The sequence below is a fragment of the Candidatus Uabimicrobium helgolandensis genome, assembly GCF_041508025.1.
Lineage (GTDB): Bacteria > Planctomycetota > Uabimicrobiia > Uabimicrobiales > Uabimicrobiaceae > Uabimicrobium > Uabimicrobium helgolandensis.
In genome coordinates, this window is record NZ_CP165719.1 from 4,881,632 (window position 1) to 4,900,931 (window position 19,300).

18 protein-coding genes are annotated in these 19,300 nt (G+C 34.6%); 8 read left to right on the forward strand and 10 right to left on the reverse strand.

What is annotated here, in order from left to right; translation table 11 throughout:
* Positions 1–9 precede the first annotated feature (9 nt).
* Positions 10–1,602: a hypothetical protein gene (locus tag UABHE_RS17815; RefSeq protein ID WP_372364587.1), complete on the reverse strand. Its 1,593-nt coding sequence runs from the start codon at positions 1,600–1,602 to the stop codon at positions 10–12.
* A 117-nt stretch (positions 1,603–1,719) separates the two neighbouring features.
* Between UABHE_RS17815 and UABHE_RS17820 the strand changes: the two genes are divergently transcribed.
* The 6 genes from UABHE_RS17820 (at position 1,720) to UABHE_RS17845 (ending at position 6,678) form a co-directional block, all read left to right on the forward strand.
* Positions 1,720–2,631 (forward strand): ADP-ribosylglycohydrolase family protein, encoded by a 912-nt coding sequence (locus UABHE_RS17820; protein ID WP_372364588.1) that lies wholly within the window; start codon positions 1,720–1,722, stop codon positions 2,629–2,631.
* A gap of 208 nt (positions 2,632–2,839) precedes the next feature.
* Positions 2,840–3,004 (forward strand): hypothetical protein, encoded by a 165-nt coding sequence (locus UABHE_RS17825; RefSeq protein WP_372364589.1) that lies wholly within the window; start codon positions 2,840–2,842, stop codon positions 3,002–3,004.
* A 164-nt stretch (positions 3,005–3,168) separates the two neighbouring features.
* Positions 3,169–5,097 (forward strand): hypothetical protein, encoded by a 1,929-nt coding sequence (locus UABHE_RS17830; RefSeq protein WP_372364590.1) that lies wholly within the window; start codon positions 3,169–3,171, stop codon positions 5,095–5,097.
* Positions 5,098–5,397: 300 nt separating this feature from the next.
* The gene (locus UABHE_RS17835; protein ID WP_372364459.1) at positions 5,398–5,532 is read left to right on the forward strand and encodes a hypothetical protein; all 135 of its coding nucleotides are present in this window, start codon (positions 5,398–5,400) and stop codon (positions 5,530–5,532) included.
* 12 nt (positions 5,533–5,544) lie between these two features.
* Positions 5,545–5,739, forward strand: coding sequence for a four helix bundle protein (locus UABHE_RS17840; RefSeq protein WP_372371558.1), 195 nt, complete (start codon positions 5,545–5,547; stop codon positions 5,737–5,739).
* 309 nt (positions 5,740–6,048) lie between these two features.
* Positions 6,049–6,678: an IS982 family transposase gene (locus UABHE_RS17845; RefSeq protein ID WP_372364591.1), complete on the forward strand. Its 630-nt coding sequence runs from the start codon at positions 6,049–6,051 to the stop codon at positions 6,676–6,678.
* A gap of 85 nt (positions 6,679–6,763) precedes the next feature.
* On the opposite strand, the gene UABHE_RS17850 is transcribed toward UABHE_RS17845, so the two are convergent.
* The 4 genes from UABHE_RS17850 to UABHE_RS17865 all read right to left on the reverse strand — a co-directional run bounded on the left by UABHE_RS17850 (position 6,764) and on the right by UABHE_RS17865 (position 10,199).
* Entirely contained in the window at positions 6,764–7,786 is a 1,023-nt protein-coding gene (locus UABHE_RS17850; RefSeq protein ID WP_372364592.1) for a YeiH family protein, read from the reverse strand.
* Between the two features lie 20 nt (positions 7,787–7,806).
* Positions 7,807–7,944: a hypothetical protein gene (locus UABHE_RS17855; protein ID WP_372364593.1), complete on the reverse strand. Its 138-nt coding sequence runs from the start codon at positions 7,942–7,944 to the stop codon at positions 7,807–7,809.
* Position 7,945: 1 nt separating this feature from the next.
* The gene (locus UABHE_RS17860) at positions 7,946–9,247 is read right to left on the reverse strand and encodes a DUF2950 family protein (protein WP_372364594.1); all 1,302 of its coding nucleotides are present in this window, start codon (positions 9,245–9,247) and stop codon (positions 7,946–7,948) included.
* 265 nt (positions 9,248–9,512) lie between these two features.
* Positions 9,513–10,199, reverse strand: coding sequence for a hypothetical protein (locus UABHE_RS17865; RefSeq protein WP_372364595.1), 687 nt, complete (start codon positions 10,197–10,199; stop codon positions 9,513–9,515).
* Between the two features lie 138 nt (positions 10,200–10,337).
* On the opposite strand from UABHE_RS17865, the gene UABHE_RS17870 reads away from it, so the two are divergent.
* A complete protein-coding gene (locus tag UABHE_RS17870) occupies positions 10,338–12,611 on the forward strand; it encodes an ankyrin repeat domain-containing protein (protein ID WP_372364596.1) in 2,274 nt (757 codons plus the stop codon).
* Positions 12,612–12,830: 219 nt separating this feature from the next.
* Here UABHE_RS17870 and UABHE_RS17875 read toward each other — a convergent pair whose 3' ends face one another.
* Entirely contained in the window at positions 12,831–14,006 is a 1,176-nt protein-coding gene (locus tag UABHE_RS17875; protein ID WP_372364597.1) for a hypothetical protein, read from the reverse strand.
* A gap of 123 nt (positions 14,007–14,129) precedes the next feature.
* Between UABHE_RS17875 and UABHE_RS17880 the strand changes: the two genes are divergently transcribed.
* The gene (locus UABHE_RS17880; RefSeq protein ID WP_372364598.1) at positions 14,130–15,719 is read left to right on the forward strand and encodes a DUF2254 family protein; all 1,590 of its coding nucleotides are present in this window, start codon (positions 14,130–14,132) and stop codon (positions 15,717–15,719) included.
* Between the two features lie 152 nt (positions 15,720–15,871).
* Here the strand turns inward: UABHE_RS17880 and UABHE_RS17885 are convergent, their stop codons facing one another.
* From UABHE_RS17885 to UABHE_RS17900, 4 genes are all read right to left on the reverse strand, one after another.
* Positions 15,872–16,966 (reverse strand): DUF1624 domain-containing protein, encoded by a 1,095-nt coding sequence (locus tag UABHE_RS17885; protein WP_372364599.1) that lies wholly within the window; start codon positions 16,964–16,966, stop codon positions 15,872–15,874.
* A gap of 17 nt (positions 16,967–16,983) precedes the next feature.
* Positions 16,984–17,361, reverse strand: a complete 378-nt coding sequence (locus tag UABHE_RS17890) for a phosphopantetheine adenylyltransferase (protein WP_372364600.1) — start codon at positions 17,359–17,361, stop codon at positions 16,984–16,986.
* Positions 17,362–17,460: 99 nt separating this feature from the next.
* Positions 17,461–18,327 (reverse strand): PIG-L family deacetylase, encoded by an 867-nt coding sequence (locus tag UABHE_RS17895; RefSeq protein WP_372364601.1) that lies wholly within the window; start codon positions 18,325–18,327, stop codon positions 17,461–17,463.
* Between the two features lie 55 nt (positions 18,328–18,382).
* A complete protein-coding gene (locus UABHE_RS17900; protein WP_372364602.1) occupies positions 18,383–19,120 on the reverse strand; it encodes a sulfite exporter TauE/SafE family protein in 738 nt (245 codons plus the stop codon).
* Positions 19,121–19,300 lie beyond the last annotated feature (180 nt).

Here is a 19,300-nt window from a genome sequence, read left to right on the forward strand (position 1 = left end):
TCTTGTCTCCTATTTACTCAATTGGATATCATCAATAACAACGAAACCACTAGGTGTGTTTGTAAATTGTATTAATATCTTGATGTTTTGAAGTGGCAGTTTATCTTTGAAAAAACTTTTTATAGGTATACGCACTGTCTGCATGTTTGTTTTACTAATATCATAGTTGTATTTAAAAACAGGTACAGGCGCTACTAGTTTTGTAAAATTAGATACTTTAATAGGTTCACTTACATTTTTTCCTAGTTTTAGACCCAAGGATAAATCTTGTTGTGTAGGGTTGTATTTTGGTTCTTTTTCATGAACTTGGCCAACACGCATGGATAGGTAAGGATAATCATCAACTGATTTTTCTAGTTCTTTCGGCAGTTCTATTTCATATGTTGCATCACTACTATTCCATGTAACAAAAGCGCTGCGTGTTTGGTAAGAAGTCTTTTCTTCAAACTCTAGCATGTTGCGAGGAGAATTACCAACACCAGGAAATGAGCCTGTTGAGCTGTCTTCATCTTCTTCGTAGTTGTTTAGATCTATATGCTCGCGGTCACTGTATTGCTGAATACTTACAATGTCTTTTGGTGAAAAACTGGTGGTTTGTGTAAAAATATCTTTATGTGGCTTTCCCAACAAATTCCACTGAAAAAAAGCACTCATAAAAATTTTAGCTAATACTTGTTGCTTTTCTGCTGTAATTTGCAAAAAAGGAGATGACATTCCGTATTGTGAGCTAGCATCATTTGCATATTGCTCCCAAACAGAATTCCAATAATTGTGATTTGCGCCATGAATAAATAATAGAGATTTAAAGCCTTGGGCGTCTTTATCGATGGGGAAAGCGCGATTGTATGTTCTTAGCCCCGCAAAATTATAGACATCTCCATCATGGCTCCCGTGCATTACAAAATAGTCACAACTGTTGACTATTACTTTTGTTGCTTTGCCAATTTGCCCATCGACAGGGGCAATAGCGAAGAGCCCTTTTATTTTGAATTGGAAATTGTGGTCGCTGTCTTGTTCGTTGTGTAAAGTATCGTTGAATAAATTGGCAACGGTAATTGCTTCTCCACCACGAGAGTGTCCAGCTAAACCAATTTTTTCCATATCTATTTTTTGAAAAAGTTGGTGTTGTGGATCTCTATTCCATTCTCGAAAACGCTGTAAATGACGAAGTAAAAGAATTGCGCGAGCATCCATTTCCCCCGATACACGACCATTTAAAAAGTTACCATCAATACTAATTGCAATCATTCCATGACTTGCAAGTAATTTAGTGAGATAACCATAGCCTTCATGACTTGGATGCAGTGGCGTGTGGTTTCCGTGAAAAATAATAACCAATGGAAAAGAGCCCTGTGCTGCAGGAATATGGCCAATACCAGAAATAGGAACACTATCCATTTGTTCTTTTACCATTTGGTCTGGAGTGCTAAAGTATTGACGTATATCGGTGCGCATTGGATCTTCTGGACTGTTGGTATTAGGAGCATATGTATATTCATTTGTCTCGTAATTTCCTAGATTAGCGGGATTTTCCAACAGAGCTTGTCCAAACAACGTACAAGATAGTGAAAGTGCAACAATGATCTTAAAAATATTCGGCATATCTATACTACTCCTTTGAATTATAAAATGTTTGCTGATTATTGTACCAGTTGTACTTAAAAACGGAAATAATAAAATAAACGCCTATGAACCTTAAATAATTGGAGATGGCAAAACATGGAAAAAATACAACGAGCACACTTAGCATTAGAAGGACTATCAATTGGAGATGCGTTTGGCCAACAATTCTTTGGTCAACAAAATGCTATGATTGAAAAAATAGAACAAAGAATACTTCCCGAAGAGCCGTGGCATTTAACAGATGACTCAATTATGGCACTCGGAATTTTCGAAACTTTAGAGAAATTGGGCGGTATAGACCAAGATTACTTAGCAAAATGCTTTGCACAAAATTACAAAAAAAACGTTTATCGCGGTTATGGCGGAACAGCGCATTCTATTTTGCGCGCCATATATTTAGGAGGTGATTGGCGTGAAATAGCGCCAGCTGTATTTAGTGGTAGCGGATCATATGGTAACGGAGCTGCGATGCGCATAGCACCTTTAGGCGCTTATTTTGCGGAAGACATCGATACTCTTAAGAAAGAAGCACAGCTCTCTTGTGAAGTAACACACAGTCACATAGAAGGTCAAGCTGGCGGTTTAGCGATAGCCTTAGCATGTGGTTGGGTTTTTTCGCGCGCCGAATCTTGCGAAGATTCGAAAGACATGCTACGTTTTGTATTAGACAATTTGTCGGATAGCGAAACAAGAAATGGAATACAAAAAGCTTGCGAACTTCCTTTTTCATACAGTGTAGCAACTGCTGTTTCTGCCTTGGGAAACGGCACGATGATTTCAGCGCAAGATACAGTCCCATTTTCATTGTGGTGTGCTGCACGCCATTTAAATAATTTTGAAGAAGCTATGTGGACAACTGTGAGTGGATTGGGGGATCGCGATACTACTTGCGCAATCGTTGGTGGAATAGTCGCTCTTTCTGTTGGTGAAAAAGGCATCCCAAAACACTGGCAACAAGCAAGAGAGTCACTTGTTAAGTGGCAAGAATGTGAGTCAGAGTGGTTTTGAATCGAAAAGTAACATTATCGAATATCTTTTTCGGTGAATCTGCATTGTTTGTAAATGTTAAAAAAAATTTGGCTCTCAGAAAAGAAACCACCAAATAGAGTATCTAGGATTTTAAATTTTTGTTCGCTGTCGTGTTATTATACGACCGAACGTTTTGAACCCGTTTCCGAGCCCTAGCCGCTTCCGAAATCTTATAAATGAGGTTATAATGAATCGTTTCGATCATAAACGTCTTGATGTTTACCAAGTAGCTCTCCAATTTGTTATCCTTGCGCATAAAATTGTAGAGTATTTACCAAAAGACCGGAATGTTTATTGTTATTTGCAGTTTCGATTCGAAACTGTGCAAAGAAAATCAAGTCATTCTTTTTAGTGTGAAATAAAATTCACAATAAAGTAAGGCTTGATTTTTATAGTAAAATATATTACGGCGATACGTTCCTATATTAAAAGGAATGCCGTTGTAGTAGCTGTTTGAATTAGTTTGTGGCATGTCAATTGCATATTGCATCTTCAACTTTTTTTAGGAGATGTAATATGATATCAATATATCGCAATACCGCGATTTTCATTATTTTAGTTGCTAGTATACACAGTCAAACATATTTTCAAGGGCAGTGGAAACTTTCGCCTAGAGCTATACAACAGTATGGTTTTTCTGATGAACAAAATTTTGCGACATTTACCGTTCAATTGCCTCAAAAGCAAGTAAATATTCCTGATTTATTATACAATGTACATCGTGATCCGAAAATTTTAGGTGTTCGTGCTATACCAATAAAAGATCATCTTGCTAGTGCAGAAATAACGAGTAGTGGAATTGTTATACCTAGTTACGACAATAGTAATTCTTCTTTTCGTTGGGGACGTGGGTCGCAATTGATTGATTCGCATTACAACAAAATTATGTTTGCAGATGAAAATACAGAAAAACCTATATTTGCTATTGCAGGGTACTGTTACCCTAATTCAAAAAACAATGAATATCTTACCCAAAACCGCGTTACTCATTTAGCTGCATATATTGGCAATGGTCGCTTACGGAATGCTCCTGTTGGATATCATAACTATGGTTGGAAAGTAAAGCGCTATCCGGCCCATTTGTATAGTATTTCTCTAAAAGGTGTTGGACAGTCTGTTTTAAATACTAATATGAAAATTACTTTGCAATTACTCAACCAAACGAATTATGGCCCTCGGTTTGCAGAAGAATATGATTATGATTGGTTTACTGCGCACAATCTTCATGAAACTCTTGCTTTTTATCGTGGTTGGATTGATCCCTCTTATGTACGCACTGCTATAAATAAGAAATTGATTGCCGCTGGCGTTGACATCGATATTAAAACACCGTACCAAGAGTTACTACTAAACGAAGAATTTTTGCAAACATATTGTTCCGAACATCTTACGATTGCAATAAATTGTGGGCTTAATATTCCACAAAGCGAAGCAGGTTATATTGAAATATGGGGCAAAGAACAAGGGAAGAAGTTATTTCATCGTGCTAATGAATTGTGGCAGAAAATAACAGGTGATGATATAAAACAGCAAATTTCTTTTACAAATCCATTATGGAAAAGAACTATACGTACTCAAAAACTTATTGAGCATCCTGATATTCATAAAACCGGTGTTGCTATGGCTTGGAAACCGGAAACATCGGGAGATCTCATTGCTGATTTTATCGCTCATTATGCGAAATTTACAGAGACGTCTTTTAGCTACGCGGCAACTGCGATTTTAAAATTGGCAATTGATTACGAGCAACGAACCGGAGGTGAGGTAGACAAATATTTTACTGTAGCAGTAATGTTTATTGAAAAAATGCTCGAACAAGATTTTCGTTTATTTATTACTGAAAGAAAAATCAGTGAACTTTCTCTTGAACAACAACAGATCGCAACGGAAAAATATTTCCAAAAGCATTATGATAACTTTGCTGAACAGTTATCCTCATATCCTAATCTTATACGGGTAGTGCAGGTTCCTATAAAAAAAATCCATACTCAAAAAATGCAATGGATTGAGAAACCTATAACCCACAACTCTTTTGATGAGAATAACAAGATTTTAGTCGAAGTGTTAAAGAAAAAAATAACAGATAAATATAAATTAACACTTGATGAAATTGCTTGGTTACAGTTTTGTATTAGCGTACATACTGCAAATACAGAGTATTCTCAAAAAAGTTTAATGGATTTAGCGCGCAATTTGCCGATTAAAATGCCTAATATAATTGAACAAATAGCTAAAGGAGAGAAATATATACAGCATTATAGTTCCCCTGCGATTTTTCATAAAATAGTAAAAGGCTTACATTTAGATTTGCAACACAATGATATTCTTATTTTGCCTCTAGGAACTGTGTTTGATTACAGTGAGGTAGTACTTAATAACGAATACGATCCCTCGACAGATAATGTTTTGTTGCAGCAGCAAATTATCAAGGAGTGGCAAAAATAGTTTACTTTGTAAATGATTATATACAAGGTTTAAAGAGTGTGTTGTTATGGTGAAAACAGTGATTTTCGCTATTTGAACTTTATATCTCTGGGACCAGAGATATATATTCAGTTCTTGATTCAGCGGTAGGAGAGCATTGCTCTCCTATTTTTTACCTCTATCAAATGATATTTTAACCCAAGTTGCGACCTATAAAAGTTATCGTACAGTCTGGTATAATTACTCTTACAAATTCGATGTGCGCGGTTCGAATCTCGTGAGACGCAGTCGTGGCACATGGCACGAAGTAAGGGTAATGCAATGAATTTTAATCATGAAAAATTAGATGTATATCAAGTATCACTAGAATATACAAAAGAAACATTTAATGTGATGGAGAAAATGCCATCAGGTTACAGCTATTTAAAGGATCAGCTAAAAAGAGCATCGCCTTGAGTCCCTCTTAATATAGCAGAAGGCAATGCCAAATTTAGCAAAAAAGAGAAAGCAAGGTTTTTCTCTATAGCAAGAGCATCAGCAAATGAATGTAGTGCAGTATTCGATGTTGCTAAGATAGCCCAAATAATAGACTCAAAAGAAAAAGAGAAAATCAAAAAACTACTCTATAGAATAATTTGTATGCTTTCAAAGTTAATAGTCTAATTTTCGCACATGGAATATCGATCCACGACCACGAACCTCAAAAATCGAATTGCACACATCGTTTTTTTATACTGTTATAACGACTCTTCTCCTAAAGTAGGAAAAACAAGAAGGAGAAAGTCATGAAAAAGAAATTATAATTGTTTTCTGTATATGTGATGAGATAACACAAGCACTCAAGATTGTAGAAGATCCTCAAGTTAAAATGACTAATTCAGAAATTATGACAACAGCATTAGTTTCTATGCTCTACTTTTCTGGCAACGTTGAAAAAGGACGAAATTTTTTAGCTGAACATGGCTACAAAAAATGCTAAGTAAAAGTCGTTTCAATCGCCGCATACGTGCTATTGGTGAAAGTGTATGGCTTTCCCTTTTTCATTTATTTGCTGAAATTAGTAAGCGAAACAATCTGCGAGATTATATCATAGATAGTTTCCCTATTCCGGTCTGTGACAATATTCGCATTAGTCGTTGCAAAATATACAATACACAAGATCATCGGAGTTGTGTTGCAAGCAAACGTCGTTATTTTTTCGGTTTGCGGGTTCATATGCTCGTCACCAAAACTGGTTTACCAGTTGAGTTTTTGCTTGCTCCTGGTGGCTGCAATGATTGTCGTGTTCTCAAACAATTTCAATTAGATATCCCTGAAAACTCTTTTGTTTTTGCTGATAAATCTTACAATGATTACTCTTTCGAAGATATTGTTTCTGATGCTCTTAATGTCTCTATCTTACCTCAGAGAAAGAAAAATTCTAAAAGGGCTTTTTCCGGAGCTACTGAGTTTATTCAAAAGGTTACCTGTAAAAGGATTGAAACTACTTTTAGTCAGATCACTTCTTTTTTTCCAAAGAAAATTCATGCTGTTACCTCTTATGGATTTGAGTTAAAAGTTGTCCTTTTTGTTCTCGCTTTCACTTTTTCTTGTTATTTTTAGGTCGCAACTTAAGTTATTTTATTGTGTATTTGTCGTTAATGAAAAAATTCTTTTAGATTTGGCTTCGTTATTGAGTGATAATAGGCTATCCCAGTTTTAGAAAATAAATAAGAGTGAAACTGGTACAGGAAACAATTAAGCCAACAAAAAGACCCAACAAAAAAGGCCGCCAACCAATATTTTTCATGGATGTAAAGCGCGTATTGAGTCCTACGCCAATAAGAGCTATTAGTATTAAAAATTTGGTTAACCATGAAATATGCCCTATTATTGTTATTTTTGAAATACCTTCTAGCCAGTGGAAAAATCCTAGAGAATTAATTGCTGCAACAATTAGAAACATTACTACAAACATGGGAAGTTTTATTTTACTAATGAAAGAGGTATTTTTATTGTCTTTTTGTGCGTACACGAAAGTCATTGCTACAATTACAAATCCCATCAAAGCATTACGCGTTAATTTTACTGTTGTCGCCCAATCTCCGGCATTATTACTATACGAAAAACCTGTGGCAACAACTTGCGATGTGTCGTTTACTGCTGTTCCAGCCCAAAAGCCAAAAAATGTATCGCTAAGATGTAAATACTCTCCTAGTAACGGATACAAAAAAACAGCGCATGTTCCGAACAATGTATTGACTGCAATGGCAAATGACATCTCTTCATCTTTTGCTTTGATTGCCGGAGCAATAGCCGAAATCGCTGTGTTACCACAAACAGCTGTTCCTACGCCAATTAATGCCGCAAGCTTCGATGAAACACCAAGCCATTTTCCTAAGAAGTAAGTAACAATAAGTGCCAGAATAATAAGAAATATCACTAGCAAAAGGGCTGTTCCACCAACAGCAATGATTTTAGAAATTGATATACGTACACCAAGTAAAACAATTGCTAATTTTAAAATAAGCCCAAAGCTTAAGCGAATACCACTCTTGAATAGATCGCTAACTCCAATGAAATTACCAATAATTAATCCAACGAGCATTCCTACTACGACCTCACTTAGTAGTTTTTCATATGCGTTAGGTAAATACTTATGTGCAGAACGCACAATGACAGCGATAAATACGACAAATGTCAATCCTGGTAATACATCTTTTATTTTCATTGAGCTTCCTTTTGCTATCATTAGGTGACCTTATTTCTGGTTTCAAGTAAGATTTGGGCATTTGCGGTGGAGTATTTTTTTTTTAAAGTAAACTCCATTGGACGAAAATATCCAAGTGTTTCGTCAAAGTCCCAACAAATAATAATATCTTTGCTCATTTTATTTCCACACAACCCAAGTATCTCCGTTTTTGCCTACGCTGTTTTCATCGACGTAGATATAATTGTCATTTAAACCAGCTTCAACATTTGGTTCGAATAGTCCTGTGTATTTTTTATTGTTAGTAAAAAATACTTGCGATTTTTCGGTGATAAAGAATGTTGAGGTACCTGTACTTCCATATTTCATTGGCCAAGCATAGCAAATGAAACGTTGTTCTTGTTGCGAAGCTGCTTCGGCATTGACAATTAAATTTGGGTCAGTAATAGCGTTTTGGTAGCCCTGGGAACCAGGTAAATATATACGAAAATAATAACCTAGTTTTGTGGCAACACCTATATTGCTAGGAGCAAGAGAAGTGGAAAGGTAAGGGACTTTTACATTTTGACCTCGTCCAGGCCCTTGGGCTGTTAGTTCTCTAAATAGACCGTATTCTCCGGCCCCATTTTGATTTTGGTCGATAACAACTGAGGATTCAAATAAAGTTTGCGACATTTGAATTGACTTTAATGTAGTGACGATGAGTTTAGGATCTTTTTTTTCGCTTTTCTTCGGCTTTGATTGCATGCGAAAAAAAGCAAATGCAGATATCCCTGATAGCAAAAGTATTATCACTATGATACCAGTTGTCGAAAAAAGAATTGCCGACAAACCACTTGACCTTCGTTCTCTCATTTCAGAAGAGCTGCTTCGGTTGCGACGTCTTGTTTTTCTACCTCTTGAGGAGCTTCGTGACCTATTACGAGAAACTCTTTTTGGGATCTTTGGTTTGTCAGAAGAGCTGGATTGAAGGAACATATCTTCTGGAACGTTTTCATCTAAAGGTTGTGTTTGGTTAGGGTCGTTATCTAATTCGTCGCTCGCTTCTTCAGGATCTAAAATTTGTGCTTCCTTTGGAGGGGTATTTTGTATCGTGGAGGTATTGTCATCTAAAGGCTGTGTTTCTTTAGGGACGTTATTTTGTTGTTGTGTCGTTGAAATATTGTCATTTAAAGGTTGTGTTTCTTCAGGATCACTTTTTTTTGTTTGTTGTTTCGGCGCTAGTGACTCTTTGTAATAATTAACATCTGGTGAAATAGCTTTTGTCTCATTTGGATCATCTAGCCCTTGCACAGACTCTTTGGGTTGAGAATTCTTTATTGCTGCATCTTTTTTTTGTTGAGGTTTTTCCATAATTTTTTTGGTTAGAACAAAAGGTTTTTTGCAGCCAGAACACTTCTTGTTTTTCCCAATAGGGTTTAAACTTGATTTGATGCTTGTTGGTCGATGACAAAAAGGACAATAAAAAATAATATTAGACATAAATTTCTACTTTTTATTTTAGTGTTATAGGGCGTGTCCCTATTCAAAGTTGTTTAGTATGTAAATGATTGTAAAATAACTAGGCGAGTCGAGTGTAACATAACCAAGTTCTGCAAATGAGTCTTAACGAAATTGTATTTTACAAGGTTACGTAATAAATAAGCCTAAATAGGGACACGCCCTAGTATTTTGCGACTCGTTATTATTTTCTGATGTGTGAATATCATTAAATATTTAGGGAACTAATGTAGATTCCCCCTACACGTTATTTGTTTATCTTGCTTTTGGCATTTTTTTCACTTGTAATTTCCCATCTTAGGCGGGGGTTTTCCATAATAAAGACAAGATCATGTCCTTCATCATTCACATAGGTTTCTCCTGAAAAGTCTTCACCTTTAGCAGAGAACTTTATTGGAAACACAGATATCGTTTCTTGATTTATTTGTATATTTTTTTTTGAAGATATTTCAAATTGAACAGCAACTACTTTTTGGTCTTGAGCCATAAATAGTTGTTCTTTTGTTTTTTCGCGCAGTTTACCAAGGTGTTTAATTACGCGTCCACCTAAATTTCCATAAACTATTTTAGGTTTGATAACTTTGACGGTTGGTTTTCCTTCTGCGAAAAACTCAATAAAATCACCTTTAACAAAAGCGCTTTTTACTGTTTTTTGCCCTTGGCGATATTGTACGAATTTTTTTGAACGCATCTGCATGTTTTTTTCCATAATCTCAGTAACGGCAATAAATAATACATGTTCTTTCTGAGGATAACGAAAAATATAGACATTTTCATTTTGTTGTATGTGATCTTTATTAAATAAAATCTTATGGTGTACATAACCTATTTTGTCACCATTATCCCTGCTATATATGTTATACCAACTTTGTACTTCGTCGGCCATTATTGTAGCAAAAAATGATAAAGTAAATGCTAAGATGATGTTGTTCATTTTGTTTTCCTTCGAAAGAGTAGTTTTTAATAGTTCTATTCTCGCCAAAGTAAGTGGTCTAAATACTTAAAAATCAACAATCCCAAGTTGCGTTGTGTACTTCTATAATAGAGTATTTGTTTTTAGAAAGGAATACAAATGAAATATTTGAAAAGGCTGCCTATCATTTTTTTGATAGTTTGTTCGATGTTTTGCCAAGAGATAAAAAGCACTGTTCCAGTAGGAGCATCTATAAAATTAAATGTAGAGAATAAGTTGTTTTTTGTTGGTGAAAATATTTTTATTGAGTATTGTGTTCTCAATAATAGTAATGAGGATTTCTGGATTGAGACCAAAGGAGACTACAGAGGTTCGCCTCGACATGCACGATTTATTGTTCGCGCCTTTAATGAATTAGGGCAGGCAGTTGAGGATCCAACACCAGATCAGTTTTCCATGGGAGGCTTTTTATCTACAACGAATATTGATCCTGGACAAAAATACTGCGAAATAGTACCTGTACACCGGTATTGTATTTTCGACAAACCAGGAGTCTATAATATTTCAATTAAACATGATTTAGGGTGGAAAGAAACAAAGGATCAGAAAATTCCGCATGGATCTATAACTGTTAAATTTGTTATGCCGACAGAAAAACAAGCGCGAAAGTTTGTTGAAGATATATACAAAGATCCAGACTTTGAGCACAAAGATAGCCTTGAAAGTATACGCTGGAATGTTTATCTTCCCGTTCTTGAAGAGCTTGCTTGGAAAAAAAATCTCCGCGCATTACAGGCGATTTCGCAAATAAAAACCGAGCAATCAACAGCAGCATTACTTGATTTGATGGAGCATCCAGACGAAAAGATTTCTCAGGAAGCAGTAGAGATTATTGGAGAACGATTACCAGGACAATTTCTATATCAATTTGAAGAAAAAGCTTGGAATAAAAGATTTATAAAGGATATCGACAGGTTTGCTAGGGAAAATATATTTTCAACGAATAAAGACCTACGCGATAAATGTATTAGTTTTTTCGAACTAATTGGCAACAAAAAAGCTTTACCACTACTCATGAAAATATTGAACGGTGCCTATCCATATGACAACGAGAATAAAGAATATTTATTTAATGATCTTTGTCGTGCTATTTCTAGAATTTTAAAAAGAGAGGGAGGTGTCGAATTTCCAGTAGAACGAAAGACTGTTGGTGAAAATATTTTATATTTTCTCAATCTAAATGAAAAGTTTCCTTATCCTGAAGGCTGGAGTAAATGTTGCTTAAAGCTTTTACAACATAAAAATAAATCTGTTCGAAAGCTTGCCTTAGAAACGGTTCCTCTAGAATCAAAAGAAATTATCGCGTATTTTCTCAAATTTATTTTAGATGAAGATATTGATTTCCAAATAATAGCTTGTGCAAGAATAGCTAGTTCCGAAAAAACAAAATTTAAACCACTATTATTACAAATGCTCCAAACCACAAATAGTGTAGAGTTATTTAGGGATATTTATCAATGTTTATGGATTTTAGAAGCAAAAAGTGAAGCTTTGAACGTAGTCGTTTCGCGATTGCATGAAGAAAATATCCCGTGTTTTGAGATACTCCAAAGAATATTTGTGATTTCAATGAAGTTTATTCCTGAAAAAATAAGCGCCGAAGAAATAAATATTTTGAAAACAACATGGAGAAATTTTTTAAAAAGCCACCACGAAGATATAAATAATGAGCGTATTTTTTGGTTTGGAGATAAAGGAGTTAGTCGAAACTTATTTCCTAAAAAAGCAAAGTTTGACATTTCTTGGCCAACGCGAACACTTAAGGAAATAATTGAAGGAAAAACACATTTAAATAGTCGAGATGAACAAGGTTACACACCGCTAATGAGATTTGTGTCGAGCAACAACAAACAAGCCGTTAAACAATTGCTTGTTGCAAAAGCAGATGTAAATATAAAAGCACAAGATCCTACATCTATAGAAAAACTCAGTGCGTTATCAATAGCTGCTAAAATAGACATTGAAATGGTAAAAATTTTAATCACCGCAGGAGCAAACGTTGATGTTGAAAGTCTTATTGAAGCTATCTATAGCCGAAATTACGAAATAGTAAAGCTGCTAATTACTGAAGGAGTGGATGTTAATTATCAATATGAATATAATAGCAATGCACTACACTTAGCTGTAGACATAGGAAGTTTGCAAATAGCGAAAGCTGTATTTCTTGCAGGCACTGATATTAATAGTCAAGACGAAAATGGTGACACACCTTTACTATTTGCTATTGATAGTAATGAAAATGAAATAGCAAAGTTTTTGATTAATTCAAGAGCAAATATACATATAAAAAATAAAAATGGATATGATGCTTTGTACTTAGCAAAGAGAATGAACAATAAAGAGATTATCGCTCTTTTAAAGAAAGATAAATGAGTTAAAACTTATAGAGGCACGTTTTCTGAAAATTAGATAAGTGTTCTGCTGTTTCTGCAAAAGCATATGAATGTCAAGTTAAGAACGCTATTTTTGTGATACCAGAACCCAGATCGCATAAAATTGTATTCTTAGCTTGACAGTCATTTATGAAACAGAGATCCATACATGAGAGTTTGGATTGTTGGATTACTGCTTTGGTGGAATAATGAAAGTCGATTAGTTATGTTGTGGTTGATTTATGTGCTCAAACTTGGGTCTTATAAAAGTGCTGTGAAGAAGAAATTCAATTACAATCAATAGCAGGGGACTGCACAGTAAAATAAATATAGGTGGTGATTGTATACCAAAATAGTGGTAAATATCATTGCTAAACAAATAACAGCAAATGACCATAAGAATCGTGATACGCACAATATGTTTGCTGTAAAGTTTAACAGTCGGTAAAACTTCAGACGTGTCTTTAGCTGTGGAATTAATTAAATAAATGGCATTGCTTTGTTTGATTATATAATACACAAAAGGAATGGCAATAAGTAGCCATCCCGTACTACCACCAACAAAAACCCCAATGACACCTAAAAAAAAGACCGTTGCAAGGAGCACATATGAAAATTTATGAGGAAAGCTGTCTAGTTTCTTACTGCCAATAAAATGTAGTGCCGCAAATTTAGGATACATTTGTTGTTTTGGTATATCCTGTTCTTGCATGTTGGCGAGAAGCATTTCAATTTGTTGTAGATCATTGAATATATCTTCAGCTTCATCTGTTTCTTCTGAACTATACTTCTCATACACTTCTTGCATTGTTTTTTCAAGGGACATTAAGAAATTTTTGGTAATTCTCACAAATGTTTGCATTAAAGCATCGCAATTCCAGTCATTAGAGTATTCCATTGCTTTGGCTTGTTCTTCTAGTTCGTTAAAACCAATATCTTCTTTTAGTACTTCATCTAGTTTTTGCGATAGTTCAGCATAGGATATAAGACATAACTCTCCAATACCGTTCTCTTCTTTTATTTGATCTTGGTGTTTATTGTGAAGTGTACGAGACACTTTTTTCCAAGCATCATTTTTAAAATCCTTGATAATTTCCTTCTGTATTAATTGCCATTCACTTTGTAATTGGTAGTATTTCTCCATCGAAAATTCGTCAAAGATATGATAGAAAATATCTTCTATTTCAGAGAGATATTCATCAAAGTCATCTAGTTCTTCTTCGGAATATAAATCGTCAATTTGCTCTTTGGCTTTTTCTACGTCATATCGTAGAATATTTAGTTGTTTCTGGATATATTGTATTTGTTCAGGTAAACTGGATGCAGTGTATGCAACAACATTTGCAATTGCGTATAGTAAAAAAACAACAGCAATAATAATCAATCCTGTGGGCATAATATTTTTATCTCAATAGGGGTTGTTCTGTTTAGAACGTGTTGACATTATATAAAAATCTAAATGTTAACGCGCCCTAAAAGCTAGAAAATCGAATTTCCATGACCCACGGTAAGGGAATCTATGTTTCGGGATCAAGAACTTTCTAAATTTTTGCGCTCCACATTATGGGTTACAGTGGGGCTATTTTTTGTAGTAATTTGTTTTTACGTAGTAAATAGTTTTTTTTTATTAGGTAAAGTTACTTGGCAATTACATTTTATTGCAAATGATATAGATATCCAAAACGTGCGAAATGCGTTTTCTTCTGCATCGAGAGTTGCTACTCTTTTACTGGCTATGTTAATTAGCGGCATGGCTATTGCTGTACCCCTTGCTGCCAATAATTTTACACCTCGTTTGATCAAGATGTTCCGTGAAGATGTAACCAATCACTTTATTTTTGGTTTGCTACTTTGCTTTGGCACTTTAACTATGTGGTTATGTTTTGTTGTAGATGAAAAGTCTAATTTAAAATTCTATTTATACTCTTGTTTTATCTTATTTGTTGTATCCTTATCTTCTATTGTACCATATTTATCACATTTGTTTAGTTTTCTCAATCCCAATAGTCTTATTTTTCGTTTACGCATTAGTGCGCAGCATAAAATCATTCAAGCCTTACGAACTAAAAATTCTCAGAAGCAATTAATACACCTTAAACACCAAGTAGTTGAATCTATGGATAGTTTAGCTAATATCGCACTTAAAGCTTTGGAAAGAAATGATCGTCAAAGTTTTACCGCTGCGATGAGAAATATTCAGTTGTTAGCTATTCATTATTGTAAATTGAAGCCTTATTTATCTAAAAAATGGCATTACTTAGACACTATGGAAATCGGAATGTTTATGGGGATTCTTCCTCTTGCACGTAATGAAATCCAAAAGCAAAAAGTTACTTTAGAGCTACATATATGTCAGTTTTTACTAGAGTTCTTTGAATGTGTGGAAGTACGAACAAGAGATGCAGCAGATTCAGTTTCTTTTACTATTTACAAAATTGCTAGTCAATATATTTACACACAAGATCGCCATGCTATCGAAATGTATAGTTCATTGTTTAATAGTGCTCTACGCCTTGGCATTAATAATTCGAATATTCGCATGGTTTACAATATAGCTTCTCACTACCGTAATTTAGCTGTAGATACAATGTCAGCAATGCCTGAAGTTACTCTCAAAATAACCCAAAAAATGTTTTACTATAGTAAGTTAGCTTATCAAAGAAAAGGGTCTTTGGTGTTTGTTGTAGAAGTTATGTCTTATGAAATACGTAAAACTATTGAGATGGTTGTTGAAAAAGAAAATTCTAGCTACAAGAATATAGAAAAAATGATACACATACTTTTAGAGATTCCGTGTGTAAGCCAACAAGATGCACCTCTTCTCGGAGTCCTTAAATCGCGTTTGTCATTAAGTGCTGTTTTGCACAGGTACCCTGAATATAAATCATATATTGCTACCTTGAATGAACCTCTAGCTAATGTGGATATTGAAGTACTTGAAATCATTTATGATCATCTTTTAGAAAATAATCCTTTACTTTACTGGGAAATTACACCACGGCAGGTGAACCTAGACTATGTAAAAATCGAAGATCGTAACTATATATACGATACAATAACTAAAATCAAAGAAAAAAAATTACAAGAACTTTCTTCTACTGAGGAATAATAACCGAAAAAGTCTTGCCGCAGTTATCGCAAGTGTATTCTATAATACCTCTTATGCTATTTGTTCCGCAAAAAGGACAATAATAGATTTGCATAAAAAAATTGCTCCAAAATAAATTTTAGTTAAGGAGGTTAGCGCATTATAGTTCCTATTTATACATAACGTAACCATGAATTTTTGTATTTAATTTTTAGTTGTCTGTACATGTAGCAACAAGGCAATAATATAACAATGACACACACAGTAGAAATAAACGTTGCGGTTAAACCTTGTGTACCTTTCATACCAAAAAACTTTGCTGTCCACACCATTATGTGCATATGTAACAAATAATAAAACAGTGCTGTTTGCCCTAAAATTTGCAATGGTTTGAGAATAGTGGTGATATATTCTTTTTTTTGCAAGTATAAAAATCCACCTAAAAGAATGGCAATGATTCCTAGCTCAAGAAAAATAAAAGTAATTGCTGGCGGATACTTACTAACATGTAGCCACTGTACAATAGAGTGGTTTTCGCGGTATAATAAAAAGTTACCATAACTATTAATTGAACGTACAATGCTAAAAAAGATAAGCGCCCCAACTCCCAATAATATGAATTTGCTAGGATTTTGTTCTTTTTCTAAAAATGAACGACCTAAAATCCAGCCAATGATCATAATTGCTAACCATGGTAATAGTGGATAAATGACGAGAAAGTATTGATGTATTCCTCCTGAAAGAAGTAAACTGGAAATAATATTCACGCCAATAGTTTTGTAGATTAATCCTGTAATTGCTTCTCCACCAATAATAATTGAGAGAGAAATGATCCATAACCACTTATTTGATAAACGACGCAACAAAGGCATACATATAAAACTAAAACCAATAGCATAAAGTACTTGGAGAACAATTCCGTTGACGATAAGGCTCATCCATAGCACATCGAATGCAATAAGCAAAATACCTCTTTTTATAATAAAGCTGTCTAGCTCACGTGGACACTCGCCGCGTGCAATACGTTTTTCTATACTAAGTGCCAACGAAATACCTGCTAAAAATAAAAAACCAGGAGCACAAATATGAGTAATCCATCGCACAAAAAATTGATCTACTGCTAACTCGGTACCTGCTTTGTATAAAAAAATCGAGTCTGTCACTAGACGTCCTGAATTGAATGCCATAGATGCATGATCAATAGTCATTACAATCATAATAAGACCGCGTAGCCAATCAATGGCGAGTAAACGATTTTTCTTTTGCATATTGATTCCTTTTTGCTTTATGCCGATGCTTTTAAGTAATAGATGATAACCGCTACAACTAAACAAATCGCTGCAACAATATCAGCAATCACTACTTTATAAATAGGTGCATTAAAATTACCAACGCTTACCGATAGCCATAAAAAAGATGCGATGCTTAAAAAAGCGGCGATGAAGGCAATTGGTTGAATGGTTGGTTTAAAAGCAGCATAAACAAAAAAACTTCCTAGGATACCAAAAAGTACTGCTCTATGACGCATAAGAATCTCTAGATTGTTGTCTTGTATCTTAATTCCATATAAAGATTCTAATTGACTACTACTCATTACACCACTAAGAGGTAATAAATGAATTACCCCGATAATTAGCATTAGAAAGGTAATTATTTTTTCCACTATTTTATCCTATCAGAATGGCTACAAGTAAAATTGTTACTGTAACATGTTACACATTTTGTATTGGGTATATCAACAACCAAGATTTGAGTTTCAAACTTACAATTGCCATTGTCTTTCGCAATAAACTTCATCACGTCCTTGGTCAATAGCAATAATACGGCAATCTCGAAAAAAAGTTTCCTTACCACCAATAAAATGCTTTAGTTGCGATTTATAACAAGAAATGATTTTCCAAACTTGTTCTAAATTATCGGAGTAAATAAATCTACTGCTTTTTATCGATTTTGTTGTTTCTTGGTTGGCAATGCGTTTTACAAAATCGTTATAATCTTGTTTTCTTTGCTCAAGAACTTTTGGTTTCGAACGTCCTAAAAATCCCGAAGTAAACAAGTTATCTAGGAATACTTCAAAGCGAACATCCACTTGGTATCCCAATTCTCTCAAAAAAACTTCTGTGGATTGAGGAACGAGTGCATAGGGCCTATCTTCGTAGTACCAAACTTCAATATTACTATTTATTAGAACTTCGTTACAAGTAATATGCGTTATTCTATGATCGATATGACGACCTACACCAATGGGAACGAAAACGGTTTTAGGTTTCGCTATATCAAATAATTCTACCAACCAAGCTCGAACACTTTCTATTAGCTGCGTTTCGGTTAATTCACTCCAAATTAAACCATTGTGGGAAATTACTTTACTTTTGCGAATATCATTAAATTGCGCGAAAATATAATCGTAACCTCCTTGAATAGAGGCATTGTGTTCCTCTTGTTGGCGCGCAAGAAATTTAGGGCAGTCAGCGCTTTTCCCTTCAGAAAAAATTGTTACAACTAGTATTCTCCTGTTCTTTGGCGCATTTAAAATAGAGGTCGGACATGAAAAACCGACATCGTCTAAGTGTGATGATATGTATATATCATCATAGTTATCCATTTCGTTAAGATTATTTATTTTCAATTATTTTTCCTCTAAATACCGTGCATTCAATAGATTGTTATTTTTGTGAGCTCACTTATAATACACTAGTCAAAAAAATGACTATTCCCATCGCAAAGACAAATACAGCAAAACTTTTCTTTAAGTGTTGTGCCGAAATATATTTCACAAGATGAGTGCTTATAAAAATACCGATAGTAGCAAACAATGTAAAAAGTAGGGTTACGTCCCAAGCGATATCAACTTTATCTATATACCCGAAAACGCCTGCGGTACAGTTCATACTAATAATAAATAGCGAGGTTCCTATCGCGTCTTTCATAGGGAGTTTTGCAAAGAGCACTAATGTCGGTACAATCAAAAAACCTCCACCAACACCAACTAAACCTGACAATGTCCCAACAAATGCACCTGAGATGACAAGTTTAAGTAAGGAATCTTTGGTGTGTCTGTTGGTTGTTGCTTTGCTAGTAAACATGAAATAAGAAGCGAAAAGAGTTGTTATGGAGAATAAAACTAGTTGTAGTCCGTCACTTAGGTAATGAGAGATTTGAGCGCCGCCATAGGTCGCTATCATTGCTACAGTGCCAAAAATAAATACAATACGAAAATGAATACAGTCCAATTTCCAGTAACGAATTCCGCCGATAAAACTTGTAGATCCAACAACGACCAAGCTCATACAAATAGAACTTTTGACACTAAATGTCATCACATAGATAAAAATGGGCACTGACATAATAGAACCGCCTCCGCCCATAAGTCCAGGTAAAAACCCAATAATAAAGCCGAACACAATACTGGAAAAAATCATTTTACCTCCGATGAATTACGGTGTGGTTGGAAAAGATGTGATTTAGGTGTTATTATTTCACATAGAAAAGCGCAACTGTATCATTTTTACAGTTGCGCTTTCTATGTGACATAGTTCTCGTGAGAGAACATACAAAATAGCGATTTTTACATTTTAAATTGATTTAAAGATTAATGTAAT